This window comes from Clostridium sp. FP2 (genome assembly GCF_011065955.2).
GTDB lineage: Bacteria > Bacillota > Clostridia > Clostridiales > Clostridiaceae > Clostridium_AD > Clostridium_AD tagluense.
The window spans coordinates 3963568-3982202 of sequence record NZ_JAAMNI020000001.1 but is presented as its reverse complement, the minus strand read 5'-3'; the positions used below and the strand labels follow the sequence as shown (position 1 = coordinate 3982202).

The window sequence follows — 18635 nt, the reverse complement described above, 5'->3', positions numbered from 1 at the left end:
GTCTTTAGAAAAATCTTAAATTATTTTCCTGATCCTAATTCAGCAAGACAATCTTTACAAATGTTTTTACCTTTGTAGTTTACAACATCTCTTGCGTTTTGACAGAAAATACAAGCTGGCTCATATTTTTTTAGGATGATTTGTTCACCATCTACATAGATTTCTAAAGCATCTTTGATATCTATATCCAAAGTTCTTCTTAATTCTATAGGAATAACAATTCTTCCAAGTTCGTCCACTTTTCTTACTATACCTGTTGATTTCATATAATTTCCTCCTCGAACATCTTTCGACTTATTTATAATTAAATTGTAGCAAAAATAACATAAAACGTCAATAGGTTTATGAAAATATTTAATAATAATAATAAAAATTAATAAACTTTTACGTATTATGCAAAAAGGTCATAATAGTCTGTCATTTTAAACAGTATTATAATGCCCTCTACATTATACATAATTTTTTATATAAATACAATATCTATAATGAATTGTAATTAGTGTAAAAAATTATAGGGTATAAAGTAAAAATGTGTTTAAAGTAAATAGCAAAAAGGCTAGTACCATGGGTACTAGCCTTCGAGCAGGTGACTATCTATAATTAGTGAACTGCAGAGCAATATCAAAATCTTTTGATTTTACAAGTGCCATTACTTCTTGCAAATCATCAAGGTCTTTACCGGTAATTCTTAATTGGTTATCCATAATTTGAGCTTGAACTTTAATTTTACTAGATTTAATTTCTGCAATTATTTTTTTTGCTTTTTCAGTGGAAATACCTTTTACAATTTTAGCGGTTTGTCTTGCAGAACCTAATGTAGCAACATCTTGTTTACCTAGATCTAATGCTTTTCCAGATATACCTCTTTTAATTAATTTACTTACAAGAACCTCTATAACTGATTTCAATTTAAAATCATCATCAGATACTATTTTGATATCTTCCTTCACTAGGTTGATTTCAGTAATAGTGTTTTTAAAATCATATCTTTGTTTGATTTCTTTCAATGCTTGGTTTATTGCGTTGTCTACTTCTTGCAAATCTACATCTGATACTATGTCAAACGAATGTGCAGCTGCCATAATTAAAAACCTCCTCTATACTTTAATAGAATTCACTAATTAATAGAATTCTCTTAATTAATAGTAAATTAATAATATGAAAATGTAAAGGAGTTAATTAATAAAGGATATAATTTTTTCTAAGGTATTTACAAAATTTAACGATATACTTACTAGAGATAAAAATAAGATGTTTTTTTAATTGCATAGTATATATTATAAGTACTACGTTAAATAATGTAAAACAAAAATGTTTGTAAGGAGAAAAATAAGTGAAAGTATATGAAAAAAACAAATTAAAAAATATAAATAACATTGAAATTAATAAAGAACCTAAACAAATGTTAACCGACATAAATCAACACTTCCTCTTTAATACATTAAATAGCATATTATCATTGTGTAGGGAAAATTCGGAGGAAGCTAGAAAAGTTATTTTAGAACTTAGTAGCTATCTAAGATTTAAATTTGACGCAACGGATGGAATCGTTTTTTTGCATAAGGAAATAGAGTGCATAAAATCTTATTTGTATATTCAAAAGGTTAGGTTTGACCATAGATTAAATATTGTGTACGATATTCAAGGAGATGTAAATTTTTTAATCCCTAAAAATTCAATATACAATTTAATTGAAAATGCAATTATACATGGAATTTTAAAAAAAAATCATGGAGGAACAATAACCTTTATGGTTGCTGTTAAGTGTGAAAAAATAGTAATAAAAGTCAAAGATGATGGAGTTGGTATGGAGGATGTGCAAATAAGGGGGCTATTTAAAGATGAAAGTGGGGGCTCAATTTCAACTTTAAATTCTCAATATAAAGAGTTATATAATGCGGAATTAGAAGTAGTTAGTAAATTTAATGTGGGGACTTGTATAACATTATATATACCAATAGAGAATATAAAATATGAATAGCTTCCATTTTATTAGTAGGATGAAATTTAAATATGGGTGGGATTTATATGTTAAGAGTAGTATTAGTAGATGATGAAAAATTGTCTTTGAATGAGCTAAGTTTTATTTTAAGTAAAAACAGTGGGGTAGAAATTATAGGTAAGTATGTGGATTCCTTAACCGCTTTAGAGTTTATAAAAAAAGCTAAACCTGAAATTGTATTTCTAGATATAGAAATGCCAGAGATTGATGGGTTTACTTTAGCTGAAGAGATATGTAAGATGGACTTCCCAGTAAACATTGTATTTGCAACAGTATTTGATAAATATGCTGTAAAAGCTTTTGAAATTAATGCTATTGATTATGTTTTGAAGCCATTTTCCGAGGAAAGGCTCCAGATTACTATGGATAAAATAAATGAAAGATATAATTGTAATGAAAATATACCTCCATTTAGCTATAATAATATATTTCCTGAAAAACAAGAAATAACGGGCATGAAAAAGCTACCACTTTGGAAAGAAGAATGCATATATCTTGTGAACCCACAAGATATATTATATTGTACCGTGTTAAATAAAGAGGTGCTTGTTTTAACTAAAGATGGCAATTTTACAACACAGTACACTTTAAATCAATTAGGAAATAAATTAAGCAATTATAATTTTTTTAGGAGTCATAAAAGTTATTTAGTTAATTTAGATAAAATTCATAAAATAGTTCCCTGGTTTAATAGTACCTTTGTGCTAAAAATAGAAGGATGGAAAGAGGAAGTGCCTGTAAGCAGACACTATGTTAAAGAATTCAAAAAAATAATTAATATGTAATGCTAAAGGTGAGGGATGTAAATGAAAAAAATATTAATAGTAGACGATGAAGTCAATAATAGATTATTATTAGAGGAAATACTTGAAGAGTTTAAAGAGCAAGGGGTAGAGATAGTTCTTGCGGAAGATGGAAAGCAAGGACTGGATATAATCCTAAGGGAGAAACCAAATTTAGTGTTTTTAGATATTATGATGCCTGAAATAGATGGTTATGAGGTATGTAATTTAGTGAAAAAGGAATTTAACCTAATGAATACCTATATAGTACTTCTAACTGCAAAGGGACAAGCAGAAGATAAAAATAGAGGTAAGGTTGTATTATGTGATAAATACATTACCAAGCCTTTTTATTTTGATGAAGTTTTAGCCATAGCTGCAGAGGTACTGGGATTAAAACTTAATTAGGGTCACTATAGATTTTTAGATTTATTCTTTTGATTTTTTCGCATTGAAAAAATGAAAGAATAAATCTATTTTTTTATGTTTTAAATATGATAAAATTGACAAAAATAAATAATAGCAGGCTTTTGTTTAAAGCGTTATACTTAAATATTTTTGTTTTGACTTTAAAACAAGATAAAGTTTGGCACCATAAGAGTACAGAGTTTTTTAAATAATGTTATACTATTATAAGAAATTATTACGGATGAGAGGTAGAGATGTATGTTACGTAAAGCACAAGAAAAATTAAAGAAGTATTATGGATATGATAGTTTTAGAAAAGGACAAGAGAGTGTAATTGAGAGTATTATAAATGGGAAGGATACATTTGCTGTAATGCCTACAGGTGCAGGAAAATCAGTTTGTTATCAGATTCCGGCACTGCTTCTACCAGGAGTAACTCTTGTAATATCACCACTTATATCTCTTATGAAGGATCAGGTAGATACCTTAAATAGTGTAGGTATAGCGGCAACATATATAAATAGCTCACTCAGCATTAATGAAGTTAATGAAAGAATTGATAAGACTTCTAAGGGAGAGTTTAAGCTTCTTTACGTTGCACCTGAAAGACTAGAATCAGAATTTTTCTGTAACATGCTAAATAGATTAACAATATCGCTTTTAGCAGTGGATGAAGCTCATTGTGTATCTCAATGGGGACATGATTTTAGACCTAGTTATTCAGCAATTTCTAGTTTGATAAGAAAATTACATGTAAGACCAATTATAGCAGCTTTTACTGCAACTGCAACGCAGGCTGTAAGATTAGACGTTATAAAGTTACTAGAATTAAGGGAGCCAGATATTTATGTAACTGGGTTTAATAGAGAAAATTTAAGCTTTACTGTTATTCGTGGAGAAAACAAAAGAGATTTTGTTTTGAAATATATTGAAGATAATAAAGACAAAGTAGGTATAATCTATACCGCTACAAGAAAGGAAACGGATAATCTTTATGAGCTTTTGAATAAAAAGGGATACAATGTTGGAAAATATCATGCAGGACTAGCTGACTCGCAGAGGAAGGAAAACCAAGAAAAATTTTTGTATGATGATATAAATATTATTATTGCTACAAATGCCTTTGGAATGGGAATAGACAAATCAAATGTTCGATATGTAATTCATTATAATTTAACAAAGAGCATGGAGGCTTATTATCAAGAGGCAGGGCGTGGAGGCCGTGATGGAGAGCCTAGTGAATGCATATTATTATTTTCTGCAGCAGACGTACTACTTCAAAAATTCTTTATAGAACAAAGCACCGTGTCTCCTGAAAGAAAGATAAGCGAATACAAGAAACTTCAAGCTATGGTGGATTACGCGCATACAACTAGATGCCTTAGGCAGTTTATTTTAGAATATTTTGGTGAAGAAAATACTAGAGATAAATGCGACAATTGTAGTACTTGCAATGATGAAAGTGAGTTAGTAGATATAACTATTGAGGCACAAAAAATATTTTCTTGCATCCTTAGGATGAAGGAGAGATTTGGTACTACCTTAATTGCAGAGGTGCTTCGAGGTTCTAAGAATAAAAAAGTTTTGGACCTTGGATTTGAAAAACTATCTACCTACGGAATAATAAAGCAATATACTGTTAAAGAGATAAGAGACCTTATAAATGTGCTTACGGCAGAAGACTATTTATCCCTTGCAGATGGTCAATTTCCAGTGGTTCGTTTAAAAGAAAAAGCTGTGGCAGTACTCAAAAACCAGGAAAAGGTCTATCAGAAGGTTGAGAAGAAAAAAGCTAAGGCAGCTGGCGGTAATGGTTTATTTGAAATATTGCGCTCACTTCGAAAAGAGATTTCTGAGCGGGAAAAAGTTCCACCATATATTGTTTTTGCAGATAGTGCCCTAAGAGAAATGAGCGAATATTTCCCAGTAAATAAGAGTGAAATGTTAAGTATCAAAGGGGTAGGAGAATCTAAACTTAATAAGTATGGGGAAGAATTTATTCAGGCTATAAAAAAATATATGAATGAAAATAATATAGAATTTAAGGAAGAAATACTATATAATGAAGAAGTTGATATTAAGGCTTTAAATGAAGCGGCAGTGGAACAGAAGGGCGAAAATGAAGATAAGCTGCCTAGCTATGTTATTACTTATAATATGTATAAAGAGGGCATGCGCATAGAAGATATAATTTCTGAGAGACAATTAAAAAGTCTTACAGTACAAGATCATATATTAAAATGTGCTTATGAGGGATTTGAAGTGAATTTAGATGATTTTATTCCGAAAAGTCATGAAGCACTTATTATAGAGGTCATAGAAAAAATCGGAGCTTCAAAGTTAAAACCTATTAAAGACGCGCTGCCAAAGGAAGTAGATTATTTAGCTATAAAAGCAACTATATTTAAGCACGCGAACAATAAAATTTCTTAGAAAAAAGGAGAAAATATGGATAAATCATTTGTTGAATTAGGATTACAAGAAAACCTTATAGAAGGTTTAAAAAAACAAGGAATCGAAAGCCCTACAGAAATCCAAGCAAAGGCTATTCCTCTAGGACTTGAAAACAAAGACATAATAGGAGAATCAGAAACGGGTACAGGTAAAACACTAGCTTATTTACTGCCTATATTCCAAAAAATAGATATAACATCAAAAGATATTCAAGCAATTATTCTTGCACCTACTCATGAGCTTGCAATGCAAATACATAAGCAGATAGAACTCCTATCAGAGAACTCAGCGTCGCAAGTAAAATCCACTAGCATAATAGGCAATGTTAATATCAAAAGACAGCTAGAGTCTCTTAAGGAAAAACCACATATAGTAGTTGGCTCTGCAGGAAGAATTTTAGAACTTATAACTATGAAAAAACTAAAATCACACTTTGTAAAGACTATAGTAATTGACGAAGGTGATAGAATGATAGATGAAAATAACATAGAGGGAGTAAAGTCAATAATAAAAACTACCCTTAGGGATAGACAAATCATGTTATTCTCAGCTACAGTATCACTTAAAGCCGTAGAGATTTCAAAAACACTAATGAAGGACGCAGAGGTTATTAAAGTAGGGGATAAAAGTGTTGTAAACCCTAACATAGAACATATGTATTTCTTGGTTGAAAGAAGAGAAAAATTGATTCTTTTAAGGAAACTTATAAGTGCTACGAATCCTGAAAAAGCAATAATATTTATAAATAAAAGTGATGAGGTAGAAATTACAACTTCAAAGCTTAGATATCATGGATTAAGTGTAGAAGGAATTCATGGAACGTCTGAAAAAGAAAATAGAAAGAAAGCTATTGAGGATTTCAATTTAGGGAAAATCCAGCTTTTGGTAGCTTCTGATTTAGCAGCTAGAGGACTTGACATAGGAGGAGTAACGCATATATTCAACCTTGATATACCAGAGAACTCTAAGGACTATTTACATAGAGTAGGAAGAACAGCAAGAATGGGTCAGCGTGGGCTAGCACTATCCATAGCAGAAGAGAGGGAACTTGATCTTATTAAAACTTATGAAAAAGATTTTAATATAGAAATTCTGCAAAAAGATATCTACATGGGAAGAATTATTGAGCCAGAGGATGCCCCTAAAGCGAAGCGCGCAGAAAGGATCCAAAATAAAACATCAAACACTAATAAATTCAATAAAAATAAATAAATTAGGAATAAATTTCATTAGCCTACTTTCCTGACCTGTGGTATAATGGGCAGTAGTTTGACTATAATGGAATCACTTAATGTATGGAGGTATTTATAAATATATGATTAGTACAAATAATATAAGTTTAAGATATGGTGCACGTAAATTATTCGATAATGTTAATATAAAATTTACACCTGGTAATTGTTATGGGTTAATTGGTGCAAATGGTTCTGGTAAATCAACTTTTCTTAAAATATTATCAGGTGAAATTGAGTCCAATACCGGAGAAGTTATAATTACACCAGGAGAAAGACTAGCAGTTTTAAAGCAGGATCATTTTGAGTTTGATGAGCATGAAGTTATTAATACTGTAATGATGGGACATGTAAGACTTTTTGAAATAATGAAAGAAAAAGATGAATTATATGCAAAATCAGATTTTACGGATGAAGACGGAATTAGAGCTTCAGAACTAGAAGGTGAATTTGCGGAACTTAATGGATGGGAAGCGGAATCAGAAGCTTCAATTCTTTTAATGGGCCTTGGCATAACTGAAGAACTTCAAAGCAAAAAAATGAAGGAACTAACAGGATCAGAAAAGGTTAAGGTACTCCTTGCACAAACACTATTTGGTAAGCCAGATATTTTATTACTGGATGAGCCTACAAACAATTTAGATGCAAAATCTAAAAAGTGGCTTGAAAATTTCTTATTAAATTTTGAAAGTACTGTTATAGTTGTCTCTCATGATAGGCATTTTTTAAATAAAATATGTACTCATGTTGCAGATATAGACTTTAGTAAAATTCAATTATTTGTTGGAAATTATGATTTTTGGTATGAGTCTAGTCAACTCGCTCTTCAAATGGCTAAAGATTCAAATAAGAAAAAAGAAGAAAAAATTGCAGAGCTTCAAAACTTTATTGCTAGATTTAGTTCTAATGCTTCTAAAGCAAAACAAGCTACTTCTCGTAAAAAGCAATTAGATAAATTGACTTTAGATGATATAAAACCTTCTTCACGTAAATATCCTTTTGTTGGTTTTAAACCAGAAAGAGAAGCTGGAAATGATTTAGTAGTAGTTGAAAATCTAAGTAAAACTATAGATGGAGTAAAACTTCTTGATAATTTGTCTTTTATAGTTAACAAGGGAGATAAAATTGCTTTTACAGGTGCAGATGAAATAGCTAAAACTACATTATTTAAGATTTTAATGGGTGAAATGGAGCCAGATAGTGGTGAATTTAAATGGGGAGTTACTACTTCTAAGGCTTATTTACCAAAGGATAACTCAGAATATTTTAATGATGTAGATTGTAGCTTAGTTGATTGGCTTAGACAATTTTCAGAGGAAAAGGCAGAAAGCTTTATTAGAGGCTTTTTAGGAAGAATGCTTTTCTCAGGAGAAGAAGCTCTTAAACAATCTAGTGTCTTGTCTGGTGGAGAAAAGGTTAGATGTATGCTTTCTAAGATGATGCTTAGTAATGCTAATGTATTAATATTAGACGAGCCTACTAATCATTTAGACCTAGAGTCTATTACTGCATTAAACAATGGGTTAACTAGCTTTACGGGAACGATGCTACTTACGTCCCATGATTATCAGCTAGTTCAAACAGTTGCAAATAGAATAATAGAAATTACACCTAAGGGTATAATGGATAAACAAATGTCTTATGATGAATTCCAAGAAAGTGATGATATTCAAAAAGAATTAGAACTTATGTACAAATAAAGAGAAGCACTTCTAATAAAAATTTTATTAGAAGTGCTTTTTAAATTAATTAAAAGCCGCAGCCACCAAATCCACCGCCACAACCGCCGCAACCACCACGTCCACCAATGCCTAAAAGTAAAAGAGCTAACCAAATACCACTGCCACCGCCACAACCATTCCCAAAGCCGCCTCCACAACCATTCCCAAAGCCGCCTCCACAACTATTTCCGCAGCCATTTCCACAGCTGTTTCCACAAATGTTTTCACATCTACAAACAGGTTTACAGCAACAATTATTACTACAACAACAGTTTTTATGTCTATGACTCATATAAAAACCCTCCCTTTATATTTCGGTACAGTCAAATAAATAACAGATAAGAATGCTTGCTATTTATTTTCCTGTGCCTAAGTTAAAAGTTTAAAAATCAACTAAAGTTCTTAATCCGCTACTTTAGGAAGAAATTTTACACTTTAACTTAAGTATTGTAGTTGCTTTGGTATTAATACCAGCACATCTAGGTGATGGAGTTCCACTTTAAAATCATTAAATAAAAAAAATTATAGGTGGTACTTTAATATATTCTGGGTTTCACTAAGTGTGAATATAAAATAAAGCAAAGATTAGAACTTTTATCTAAAATAATGGATAAATAAAATTTAAATATATGTTTTTTCACTATATGAAACTATTTGCTATAAATCTTTGTCTAATGGGTGAAGATGAAAAATTATAGATCTATAAAAAATCTCTATAGGGGTGATTAAACTGATAGAATTAATTAAAAAAGCTGTAAAAGGGGATAATGAGAGTTTTGATACCTTAATGCAAAGTAGAAAAGATAATATATATAAGGTAGCATACAGTTATATAAATAATACTGAAGATGCTCTTGATATAATGCAAGAAGTGATTTATAAAGCTCTAGTATCTATAAAACATTTAAAAGAGCCACAGTATTTTAATACATGGCTCACAAGAATAACTATAAATTGTTCAATAAACTATTTGAATAAATCAAAAAAAGTTATATATATTGATGAAAAACACATAGAAGACATGGCTTCAAATTCAAATAATACTGAAGAAATTATGGATTTGCATGAAGCTTTAAAAAATTTAGATACCAAATATAAATCCATAGTAATTTTAAAATATTTTGAAGATTTAACACTAAAGGATATTTCAGATATTTTTAAAATACCATTAAGCACAGTTAAAACACAACTTTATCGTGGTTTAGAAAAACTTAAAATTGATCTTAAGGAGGTTGAATAATATGAGTAATAATTTAGAAGATTTAAAGAAAATTTATGATGACATACAAGTACCAGAAAATTTAAGTGAATTTGTTGATATATCATTAGTGAAAGGAAGATCAAGAATGAAAAAAGAAAATATAAAAAAAGGTTGGTTAAAAGGATTTGTTGCAAGTGTTGCTGTTTTTACTGTGTTCACTATTAGTATAAATACTATGCCTGCATTTGCTAACTCTTTAGTAGATGTTCCTATAGTTGGGAAGTTAGTTAAGGTACTTCAATTTAAGAATGGAGAAGCCATTGGGGGTAAGATTACTGATGGAGCAGATGCAAATTCTATAAATATCAAAAAGAATGCTAGTAATGAAACTATAGTGATTAACTTTACTAACAATAAGGATAATAAAGTTACAGATAATGTTGCTCACTTTAAAGTGGATTATAAAAGTAATCCGACTACTATGACTTTTACCATTAATGGAGCAAGAGCTTTAACAGCAGAAAAAGACTTTGAAGTTATTAAGAAAAGTAGTTATGTTTCAGATATATACAAAAATATGATTCTAGATGATTCAGCTGTTAAATTTACAATTGTATTTAATAAACCTATAAAATATGAAGTAAAAGAATATAGAGATCCTGCTCGTATTGTAATTAAATTAACACAAGATAAAGATGAATCAACAAAAACTGTGTATGCTGTTAGAACTTTGTCTAATGAATTTGGTGAGAATTTAGGAATAATAGAGGAGCAATTGTTTCAACAACTTAATGTTAGAACACTTAAGGATAATAAAGGTACATTCTGTGTGGAGGCAGGTGTTTTTAATACTAAAGCTGAAGCGGAGGCTAAAATTAAAGATTTAGCAACAAAATATGGGGAAAATCTTAAATTTGTTGTTGAGGAAAGAGGTAACTTAGAGATTCCAAAACAAATTAAATAATTAAATGTAAAGCGAGTCTGTAAAAGTAGCAGGATACAATTATGTTTTTGTACTCTGCTACTTTTTTACTATAAATGAGCAAATTTGGAGTAAAATAATGCAAGTAATTTTGTTAGTTTATAGTTTTTTAATGTTTTTCGTTATTAAATGGAACATATTCAATTTATTGAAAAATAGTGTTATAATGTTTCTAGAATGCAATTATAGGTAGTATTTTATTTCTACAAAAAAGGTTTTTTGAAAAATATATAGAATATAATAACAAAATCAAAAAAATATAAGTGGAGGTAAAAAATATGAAAAAAAATAGTGATTTAATATCTGCTAAAGAGTCTGTAAAGTCAAAAGCAGAAAAAGTTATAAAGTCTACGGAAGAAACAGCAATAAAAGTGGCTTCTGACGTTGTGAAAAAAGAAAATATGGAAAAGACTATTAATGCAGTGAAAGATACTGCTAAAAATGTTAAAGCAAAGGCTACTAAAGCAGCCACCGTTGCCACAACTGTTGCAAAAAAAACAATAGCTAAGAAAGTCGATGTTTCATTTTACGTTCAATATCAGGGGAAAGAGGTTAGCAAACATACAATACTAGAAAAAATTCATGATGAGTGGGTTAAATCTCATAAACTTTCAGAACTTAAGACTTTAGATGTATATCTAAAGGTTGAAGATGATACGGCTTATTGTTTAGTAAATGGGAAAATCAACATAGACTTGAAATTATCTTAAGATAAATTAAAAAAGAAGGCTTATGGCCTTCTTGTTTAATTGAATTAGAAAATTAATGGAGTAACAATGCTAATCAATTTTGTTTTCTGATTAAGTGGATTTGTCCATGAATGATCAGTGGTTGAGGGATATTGTATGGAATCGCCTGCTTTTAATAAATAATCGGTTCCAGCAAGATTTACAATTAGTGCTCCTTCAAGTAGATAAACAAATTCTTCACCGGGATGACTAGATTTGCTTCCATGCATTTGCTCCGGAGGAATAATGATTATCAAAGATTCAATTTTTCTTCCAGTAAAATCTCCGCTAATTCTAATAAATTCTGAATTTGATCCTTCTATTTTAAATGCTTTTTCTTCTTGCGCCTTAACTAAAAAATTGTGTATTTCAGGAGGCTTGAAAAAATAATTCATTGGAACATTCAACGCTTCTGCAATTTTCTTTAGTGAAGTTATTGCAAGTGAAGAATAGCCGTTTTCTACCTGAGATAGAAAGCTTACTGAAAGGCCAGTCTTTATGCTCAAATCTTTTAACGTTAAGTCCTTTTCTTTTCTTAAATTACGAATTTTTCCTGCTATTTCAGTTAACATTATTTTCCTCCAAATCTAATCAATTGTTACAGTGCATAGTAGTTTATAATTAAAAAACTTCTCATTTTTTTTACTACAGTGATTACATCTATTATTCAACATAGTACCATACTAAAAATAATTATTCAATATACCAAACAGCATAGTTATTACAATATTTAATGAATTGTGATATTTATAAGAAAAAAATTATTTAATAAATTACTGTAGCAATGAAAATATTATTGTAATACTTAAATAATTCTGTACATTGTTAAATTTTTATGGTAGAGTGAAAGTACAAATAGCACAATATACTGAATATTAATAAAACACTGAAAAGAAAGCAGGGGGAAAAAAATGAAAGAAAAAACTGGTTTAATTAAAAGAAAAATTGGTTTATGGGATTTAGTATTTATGAATGTATCAGCACTCTTTGGAATTAGGTGGATTGCAAAGTCAACGGCATCGAGCTTTGGACTAGGACTAGGAGCTATTCCAACATGGATAGTTTTCACATTTGTATTCTTTGTACCAGGTGCACTTATTTGTGCTGAGCTTGCAGCAACTTATCCAAGAGATGGTGGTCTTTACGAGTGGGTAAAGGAAGCTTATGGTGAAAAACAAGGATTCTTGGTTTCATGGCTGAATTGGACTGCAAAATTATTTTGGTATACTTCATTTTTGACATTCTTAATTGTAAATATATCTTATACTATTGGAAGACCTGAGCTTGCTAGCAATAAGATGTTTGTAATGATATTGTCTTTAATAATTTTCTGGATACTATCATATATAAGTACAAGAGGGATGGGGTTTGCAAAACTATTTACAAACATTGGAGCCTTAGGTTCAACTGTACCTGCAGTATTATTAATAGTTATGGGTATTGTGTCTGTATACGTTTTTGGTAATGAGCCAGCATCTGTTTATACAGTGAAAACGCTTACCCCTAAATTAAATATGGACTCATTTGCAGCGATTTCAAGTGTAATGTTTGCACTATCTGGGGCAGAGACAACTGCAAACTTTGTAACAGAGATGGACAACCCTAAAAAAGATTTACCAAAAGCAATATTAATTGCAGCTTCCTTAGTTGCAGGTCTTTATGTTTTAGGTTCAATTGCTATTACACTTATTTTACCAGCTAGCAAGATAACAGCTTCACAGGGGATTTTAGTAGCACTTTCAACAGTTGCTGCAAGTCTTGGAATTGGAACTTGGTTTATAAAAATTGTTGCATTTGGAATATCACTTTCAGTCTTTGGAGCAATAATACTTTATATTGCATCACCAATAAAAATGCTTTTTGGAAGTGTTCATAAGGGTATATTCTCAGCAAAATTTACAAAAGTTAATGAGAATAATATACCAGTAAAAGCAGTTTATCTTCAAGCAATAATAGTATCGGTAATTTTACTTGCAATAAATTTGCTACCTTCAGTTGATACGATATATAATGTACTTGTTACAATGACAGCACTTACAGCGCTGTTCCCTTATATATTACTATTTGCAGCTTATATAAAACTTAGAAAAACAAGACCAGATGAAGTAAGACCATATGAACTTTCAAAAAACAACAATACTTCAATTAGAATTGCACAAATGGTATTAGTTGTAGTCGTACTTGGTATAATTCTATCAGCGGCACCAGTAATGCCAAGTTTGAAAGAAAATATAATATACGAGGTCCAGATGATTGGTGGAGCATTAGTTGTTATAGTTAGTGGAAATATTATTTGGAAAAATTTCGTAAAGAGAACGGGATTTAAAGAAGAAAAAAAATAGTTTATAGTTCCCTGCCAAAGGCAGAGAATCAAAATATAATTATAATATTTTAGGAGGGATTTTTAATGATACAGGAAAGACTTAATAAAGTTTTAAAAATTATGGGAGATAAGAAAATACCTCAAATGATAGTTTCTGATTCAAATGCTATTTTCTATCTTACGGGCAAATGGATATTACCTGGTGAGCGAATGCTTGCGTTGTATCTTAATACAAATGGAAATAACAAGTTATTTATTAATGAATTATTCCCTATAAGTGAAGATTTAGGCGTAGAAATGGTATGGTATAGCGATACTGACAAACCAGTGGAAATTCTTTTAAAACATATCGATAAAGATTTGCCAATGGGTATAGATAAAAACTGGGCTGCTCATTTCTTATTAAGATTAATGGAGCTAAAAGGTGGTAGCGCATTTGTTAATGGTTCTAGCATTATTGATGAAGTAAGAAGTTCAAAGGATGAAAAAGAAAAAGAATTTTTGAGGGCATCATCAAAACTTAATGATATTGCCGTTGAAAAGATGATAAAACTTGTAACTAAAAAATATACTGAAAAGAAAATGGGGAAACTACTTGGTGATATGTGGGAAGAAATGGGAGCTGAAGGACATTCCTTTGACCCAATAGTAGGTTATGGTGCTAATGCAGCAGATCCTCATCATGTTATGGATAACTCAACTGTTAAAGAAGGCGACTGTGTAGTTATTGATATTGGTTGTATAAAAGACTCATATTGCTCAGATATGACGAGAACAGTTTTTTATAAAAGTGTATCAGAACATAGCAGAGAAGTTTACAACATAGTTAGAGAAGCTAATAAAAGAGGCATTGAAAAAGTTAAACCAGGAGTTAGATTTTGCGACATTGATGCTGCAGCAAGAGACTATATTACAGAAAAAGGTTATGGAAAATACTTTACTCATAGATTAGGACATTCTATAGGAATTGAAGATCATGAGTTTGGAGATGTTTCTTCTGTTAATACAGATAAAGTAGAAGTAGGAATGTGTTTCTCAATAGAACCAGGTATATACATACCAGGGGATGTTGGTGTACGTATAGAAGATTTAGTAATAGTGACCCAGGATGGTTGCGAAGTATTAAACCACTATACAAAGGATTTAATAATAGTAGAATAGCATAAAAATGCATTTTAAATAAAGTGGAAGTTTCATAAGTTAAAAATGAGACTTCCATTTTCTTATTTCAGTAAATTAAAGAGCTTCCATAAAATTAATTTTTATGGAAGCTCTTATACATATTAATATATAAGTTTCGGATACACTAGTTATTGATAATATATTATACAAATTTAAATTTAACGGTGTTTAAGTATTTATAGGCAGGATTACTACCCCACAAAATTGAATTTATTAAGTGGAAGCAAAATAAAATGATTAATGAAAAAAATCAGGTACACAATTGGTATAAAGAAGTAATTTCAACAAATGGGGAAAGTTTAATAAAAAAATAAAAACGATAGTGGTTACATTATCTCTATAATATTGGAGGAAAAATCATGTTAAATATAGGTTGTCATTTATCAGTATCAAAAGGCTACAAAGCTATGGGTGAAGAGGCTATTAAAATAGGCGCAAATACATTCCAGTTTTTTACCCGTAATCCTAGAGGGAGTAAAGCAAAAGAAATTGATCCGAAAGATGTAGAAGCACTTTTACAAATAATAAAAGAAAACAAATTTGCTATAATTTTAGCACATGCACCATATACATTAAATGCTTGTTCTGCTGATGAGCACACAAGAGAATTTGCAATTAATGTTATGGCAGATGATTTAAAAAGAATGGAATACATGCCTAATAGTCTTTATAACTTCCATCCAGGTAGTCATGTAAAGCAAGGGGCTCAGGTGGGGATAGATTATATTATAAATATGCTAAACACTGTGCTAAAACCAGAACAAACTACTACAGTACTTCTTGAAACAATGTCAGGTAAGGGAACGGAGGTTGGTCGAACTTTCGAAGAATTAAAACAAATTCTTGAGGGGGTTACACTTTCAGGCAAAATGGGTGTATGTCTTGATACTTGTCATATTTACGATGCAGGTTATGATATTGTCAATGATTTAGATGGTGTCGTAGAGGAATTTGATAGAATTATCGGTCTTGATAAACTATATGCAATTCACTTAAATGATAGCAAAAATCCATTTGAAAGTCATAAAGACCGCCATGAAAAAATAGGTGAAGGTTCTATTGGAAAAGATGTGATTATTAAAGTTATTAATCACCCAAAACTACGTCAATTACCATTCTTTTTAGAAACTCCAAATGAATTGTCTGGTTATGCGCAGGAAATTAAAATATTACGAGAGGCGTATGTAGAATAATATGGTGCCACCCACGTGGTAAGTTTTTTCTACACTATTGAAGGGGAAATTATGTTAAATATAGGTTGTCATTTATCAGTGTCAAAAGGATATAAGGCTATGGGAGAAGAAGCGCTTAAAATAGGAGCAAATACATTTCAGTTTTTCACCCGTAATCCTAGAGGTAGTAAGGCAAAAGAAATTGACCCAAAAGATGTAGAGGCGCTATTAGAAATAGCAAAAGAAAATAAATTTGCTATAATTCTAGCACATGCTCCATATACATTAAATGCTTGTTCTGCTGATGAGCACACAAGAGAATTTGCAATTAATGTTATGGCAGATGATTTAAAAAGAATGGAATACATGCCTAATAGTCTTTATAATTTCCATCCAGGTAATCATTTAAAACAAGGTGTCTTAAAAGGCATAGAATATATTATAAATATGCTTAACACTGTACTAAAACCAGAACAAACTACCACAGTTCTTCTTGAAACAATGTCCGGTAAAGGAACAGAAGTAGGCAGAAGTTTTGAAGAACTAAAAGCAATTATTGATGGAGTTATACTTTCAGATAAAATAGGGGTATGTCTTGATACTTGTCATATTTATGATGCTGGTTATGATATAGTTAATGATTTAGAGGGAGTCATAAATGAATTTGATAGGATAATTGGTCTTGATAGGCTATACGCTATTCACTTAAATGATAGTAAAAATCCATTTGAAAGTCATAAAGATCGCCATGAAAAAATTGGTGAAGGTTCTATGGGGAAAGAAGTGTTTATTAAAATTATTAATCACCCAAAACTACGTCACTTACCATTCTTTTTAGAAACTCCAATTGAATTATCCGGTCATGCTGAGGAAATTAAGATATTGCGAGAAGCATATATAGAATAATATGGTGAAAAGTAAATAAACAGATATGAGATAAATATCTGTTTATTTAATGAAACTAATAGTGCTTGGAATCATTTGATTTACCAACATAAAGCTTATAGCCCACAAAAACTGAAGCAATGCATATTATAATTGTCGCAAAAGATACATAAAGCAGAATTGTATTCCCCTGAGGCATTATAGAAAAACTTTCAAGAAATTCAACCTTGTCAGATATGGGTGATATTGGCATATTAAACTTTAGGAGAAATAAAAGTCCATAACTAATAGTAGCAAATCCTGCAAAGCTGGAAAGTCTGAGTTTTTTATTTTTTATAAGAGTAATTACAACGCCAATAAAAAGGATTATTACTAATATACATAACATTAACATATTACCTTTTGTTGTTTCTATTACTTGATGAACCGCAGATTCTGGAGGTGAATTACTAAAACTCTTAGGATTTGCAAGATATATAATCCCAAAGGTAATACCTATTAATGCTGTAACAGATAACAAATATAGTAAATACACTATAAAGATAGATACTATTGACAGTAAGAATATATTTAATACTGTATATTTTCTGCTTACAGGAACATTTTGGAATAGTTTGTGATGGTGATCATTGTAAAGCATTCTATTAATCATCCATACACTTCCAATAGGCAAACCAATGAGTAAAATACTGTTTGTAGATATTTTATTTCCGGAAAATATAAGTATATCCATAAATACTATTACGAAACAACAAAATAATATCTTGGAAGGATTTTCAGGTATTATACCAATTGATGGTATTGAATTTAGCAATAGTTTTTGATAAGCAATAAATTTTTTTAACATGCTAAGCACCTCTTTCCTTTATATAGTTTGTAGGATATGAATATTGAAATAGGGATTATTACTATGCATACACAGCATAATATCAATAAAATTTCATTATAATGAGGCATTATTGTAATGCTTTCTAAAAAGTTTATTTCACCAAGTTCAGTTACAATAGGCAAGGTGTTCCTAAATAATAGAAGTACGATTGTAACAAGTGCAACTGCTGATATTGTAAGGGCTTTTCTAAGTAAATTAAGCCTTATAAAAAATATGGGCAATAAAATGCTTACTATTATAGTTGATATACAACCTGTTACTAATATAGCTCTCCAATTATTTACTAATAAACTTATAATAGTGTCAACTAAAGTGAAGGTAGAAGTAAATAGTGTCAAAATTTTAAAGGGAACTAATCCGATTATAGCTCCACCGGTAAAAAACAAACTCATAACAAAGACATATAAATAAATGTTTATAAGCACATATAACTTTGAAACTGGTACAATTTCAAACAATTTATTTTGTGAATTTATAATGTGATAATCCGCATACAAAGTAAAAACTATGGGATAAAATATTACTCCGCATCCATCAAGCATACCAGTGAAAATGCCCAAAAATATTATACTAATAAATAGAATAAAAGAATGCAATTTCGAAGTTTTTTTATCATTAACAAAGCCAAGTGAACCACTTAAAAGTAGTTGGTAATTCCAAAATCTATTTAACAT

General features: G+C 30.2%; 19 protein-coding genes. 13 read left to right on the top strand and 6 right to left on the bottom strand.

The genetic code is table 11. The features are described from left to right. Nucleotides 1-20: 20 nt before the first annotated feature. A complete protein-coding gene (locus G9F71_RS18970; RefSeq protein ID WP_125004371.1) occupies nucleotides 21-266 on the bottom strand; it encodes an AbrB/MazE/SpoVT family DNA-binding domain-containing protein in 246 nt (81 codons plus the stop codon). A 324-nt stretch (nucleotides 267-590) separates the two neighbouring features. Continuing rightward, nucleotides 591-1082, bottom strand: coding sequence for a YajQ family cyclic di-GMP-binding protein (locus tag G9F71_RS18965; protein WP_125004373.1), 492 nt, complete (start codon nucleotides 1080-1082; stop codon nucleotides 591-593). A 251-nt stretch (nucleotides 1083-1333) separates the two neighbouring features. Here G9F71_RS18965 and G9F71_RS18960 point away from each other — a divergent pair, with 251 nt between their 5' ends. From G9F71_RS18960 to G9F71_RS18935, 6 genes are all read left to right on the top strand, one after another. After that, nucleotides 1334-1981 carry a sensor histidine kinase gene (locus G9F71_RS18960; RefSeq protein WP_164951844.1) on the top strand — a complete coding sequence of 216 codons (648 nt, stop codon included), beginning with the start codon at nucleotides 1334-1336 and terminating at the stop codon, nucleotides 1979-1981. 47 nt (nucleotides 1982-2028) lie between these two features. Then, complete coding sequence (locus G9F71_RS18955) at nucleotides 2029-2787, top strand: LytR/AlgR family response regulator transcription factor (protein ID WP_164946512.1); 759 nt, start codon at nucleotides 2029-2031, stop codon at nucleotides 2785-2787. Between the two features lie 21 nt (nucleotides 2788-2808). Next, nucleotides 2809-3192 (top strand): response regulator transcription factor, encoded by a 384-nt coding sequence (locus tag G9F71_RS18950; protein ID WP_164951845.1) that lies wholly within the window; start codon nucleotides 2809-2811, stop codon nucleotides 3190-3192. Between the two features lie 258 nt (nucleotides 3193-3450). After that, a complete protein-coding gene (gene recQ, locus G9F71_RS18945; RefSeq protein WP_164951846.1) occupies nucleotides 3451-5625 on the top strand; it encodes a DNA helicase RecQ in 2175 nt (724 codons plus the stop codon). A 15-nt stretch (nucleotides 5626-5640) separates the two neighbouring features. Then, nucleotides 5641-6858, top strand: a complete 1218-nt coding sequence (locus G9F71_RS18940) for a DEAD/DEAH box helicase (RefSeq protein ID WP_164951847.1) — start codon at nucleotides 5641-5643, stop codon at nucleotides 6856-6858. A gap of 103 nt (nucleotides 6859-6961) precedes the next feature. Continuing rightward, entirely contained in the window at nucleotides 6962-8578 is a 1617-nt protein-coding gene (locus G9F71_RS18935; RefSeq protein ID WP_164951848.1) for an ABC-F family ATP-binding cassette domain-containing protein, read from the top strand. 49 nt (nucleotides 8579-8627) lie between these two features. On the opposite strand, the gene G9F71_RS18930 is transcribed toward G9F71_RS18935, so the two are convergent. Next, complete coding sequence (locus tag G9F71_RS18930) at nucleotides 8628-8891, bottom strand: ground-like protein (RefSeq protein ID WP_164951849.1); 264 nt, start codon at nucleotides 8889-8891, stop codon at nucleotides 8628-8630. Between the two features lie 429 nt (nucleotides 8892-9320). Here G9F71_RS18930 and G9F71_RS18925 point away from each other — a divergent pair, with 429 nt between their 5' ends. The 3 genes from G9F71_RS18925 to G9F71_RS18915 all read left to right on the top strand — a co-directional run bounded on the left by G9F71_RS18925 (nucleotide 9321) and on the right by G9F71_RS18915 (nucleotide 11492). Further along, nucleotides 9321-9839, top strand: a complete 519-nt coding sequence (locus tag G9F71_RS18925) for a sigma-70 family RNA polymerase sigma factor (protein WP_202018000.1) — start codon at nucleotides 9321-9323, stop codon at nucleotides 9837-9839. A gap of 1 nt (nucleotide 9840) precedes the next feature. Then, on the top strand, nucleotides 9841-10764 hold the full coding sequence (locus G9F71_RS18920; protein WP_164951850.1) for a DUF4179 domain-containing protein: 924 nt from the start codon (nucleotides 9841-9843) through the stop codon (nucleotides 10762-10764). 296 nt (nucleotides 10765-11060) lie between these two features. After that, nucleotides 11061-11492: a DUF6465 family protein gene (locus G9F71_RS18915; protein WP_164951851.1), complete on the top strand. Its 432-nt coding sequence runs from the start codon at nucleotides 11061-11063 to the stop codon at nucleotides 11490-11492. A 44-nt stretch (nucleotides 11493-11536) separates the two neighbouring features. Here the strand turns inward: G9F71_RS18915 and G9F71_RS18910 are convergent, their stop codons facing one another. Beyond that, nucleotides 11537-12082 carry a helix-turn-helix domain-containing protein gene (locus G9F71_RS18910; RefSeq protein WP_164951852.1) on the bottom strand — a complete coding sequence of 182 codons (546 nt, stop codon included), beginning with the start codon at nucleotides 12080-12082 and terminating at the stop codon, nucleotides 11537-11539. 360 nt (nucleotides 12083-12442) lie between these two features. Here G9F71_RS18910 and G9F71_RS18905 point away from each other — a divergent pair, with 360 nt between their 5' ends. The 4 genes from G9F71_RS18905 to G9F71_RS18890 all read left to right on the top strand — a co-directional run bounded on the left by G9F71_RS18905 (nucleotide 12443) and on the right by G9F71_RS18890 (nucleotide 17093). Beyond that, the gene (locus G9F71_RS18905) at nucleotides 12443-13852 is read left to right on the top strand and encodes an APC family permease (protein WP_164951873.1); all 1410 of its coding nucleotides are present in this window, start codon (nucleotides 12443-12445) and stop codon (nucleotides 13850-13852) included. A 65-nt stretch (nucleotides 13853-13917) separates the two neighbouring features. After that, nucleotides 13918-14994, top strand: coding sequence for a M24 family metallopeptidase (locus G9F71_RS18900; RefSeq protein WP_164951853.1), 1077 nt, complete (start codon nucleotides 13918-13920; stop codon nucleotides 14992-14994). 380 nt (nucleotides 14995-15374) lie between these two features. Further along, nucleotides 15375-16208: a deoxyribonuclease IV gene (locus G9F71_RS18895; protein ID WP_164951854.1), complete on the top strand. Its 834-nt coding sequence runs from the start codon at nucleotides 15375-15377 to the stop codon at nucleotides 16206-16208. 51 nt (nucleotides 16209-16259) lie between these two features. Then, nucleotides 16260-17093 (top strand): deoxyribonuclease IV, encoded by an 834-nt coding sequence (locus G9F71_RS18890; protein WP_164951855.1) that lies wholly within the window; start codon nucleotides 16260-16262, stop codon nucleotides 17091-17093. Nucleotides 17094-17148: 55 nt separating this feature from the next. On the opposite strand, the gene G9F71_RS18885 is transcribed toward G9F71_RS18890, so the two are convergent. Both G9F71_RS18885 and G9F71_RS18880 read right to left on the bottom strand, forming a co-directional pair. Continuing rightward, nucleotides 17149-17919 (bottom strand): hypothetical protein, encoded by a 771-nt coding sequence (locus G9F71_RS18885; protein WP_164951856.1) that lies wholly within the window; start codon nucleotides 17917-17919, stop codon nucleotides 17149-17151. After that, nucleotides 17913-18635, bottom strand: coding sequence for a hypothetical protein (locus G9F71_RS18880; protein WP_164951857.1), 723 nt, complete (start codon nucleotides 18633-18635; stop codon nucleotides 17913-17915). Before G9F71_RS18880 ends, G9F71_RS18885 begins: the two co-directional genes overlap by 7 nt.

Coding starts and splice junctions, on each gene's coding strand:
- G9F71_RS18885 (WP_164951856.1), bottom strand. CDS start 17,919: ATGTTAAAAAAATTTATTGCTTATCAAAAACTATTGCTAAATTCAATA.
- recQ (WP_164951846.1), top strand. CDS start 3,451: ATGTTACGTAAAGCACAAGAAAAATTAAAGAAGTATTATGGATATGAT.
- G9F71_RS18955 (WP_164946512.1), top strand. CDS start 2,029: ATGTTAAGAGTAGTATTAGTAGATGATGAAAAATTGTCTTTGAATGAG.
- G9F71_RS18895 (WP_164951854.1), top strand. CDS start 15,375: ATGTTAAATATAGGTTGTCATTTATCAGTATCAAAAGGCTACAAAGCT.
- G9F71_RS18910 (WP_164951852.1), bottom strand. CDS start 12,082: ATGTTAACTGAAATAGCAGGAAAAATTCGTAATTTAAGAAAAGAAAAG.
- G9F71_RS18930 (WP_164951849.1), bottom strand. CDS start 8,891: ATGAGTCATAGACATAAAAACTGTTGTTGTAGTAATAATTGTTGCTGT.
- G9F71_RS18915 (WP_164951851.1), top strand. CDS start 11,061: ATGAAAAAAAATAGTGATTTAATATCTGCTAAAGAGTCTGTAAAGTCA.
- G9F71_RS18920 (WP_164951850.1), top strand. CDS start 9,841: ATGAGTAATAATTTAGAAGATTTAAAGAAAATTTATGATGACATACAA.
- G9F71_RS18880 (WP_164951857.1), bottom strand. CDS start 18,635: ATGTTAAATAGATTTTGGAATTACCAACTACTTTTAAGTGGTTCACTT.
- G9F71_RS18970 (WP_125004371.1), bottom strand. CDS start 266: ATGAAATCAACAGGTATAGTAAGAAAAGTGGACGAACTTGGAAGAATT.
- G9F71_RS18965 (WP_125004373.1), bottom strand. CDS start 1,082: ATGGCAGCTGCACATTCGTTTGACATAGTATCAGATGTAGATTTGCAA.
- G9F71_RS18940 (WP_164951847.1), top strand. CDS start 5,641: ATGGATAAATCATTTGTTGAATTAGGATTACAAGAAAACCTTATAGAA.
- G9F71_RS18950 (WP_164951845.1), top strand. CDS start 2,809: ATGAAAAAAATATTAATAGTAGACGATGAAGTCAATAATAGATTATTA.
- G9F71_RS18890 (WP_164951855.1), top strand. CDS start 16,260: ATGTTAAATATAGGTTGTCATTTATCAGTGTCAAAAGGATATAAGGCT.
- G9F71_RS18935 (WP_164951848.1), top strand. CDS start 6,962: ATGATTAGTACAAATAATATAAGTTTAAGATATGGTGCACGTAAATTA.
- G9F71_RS18900 (WP_164951853.1), top strand. CDS start 13,918: ATGATACAGGAAAGACTTAATAAAGTTTTAAAAATTATGGGAGATAAG.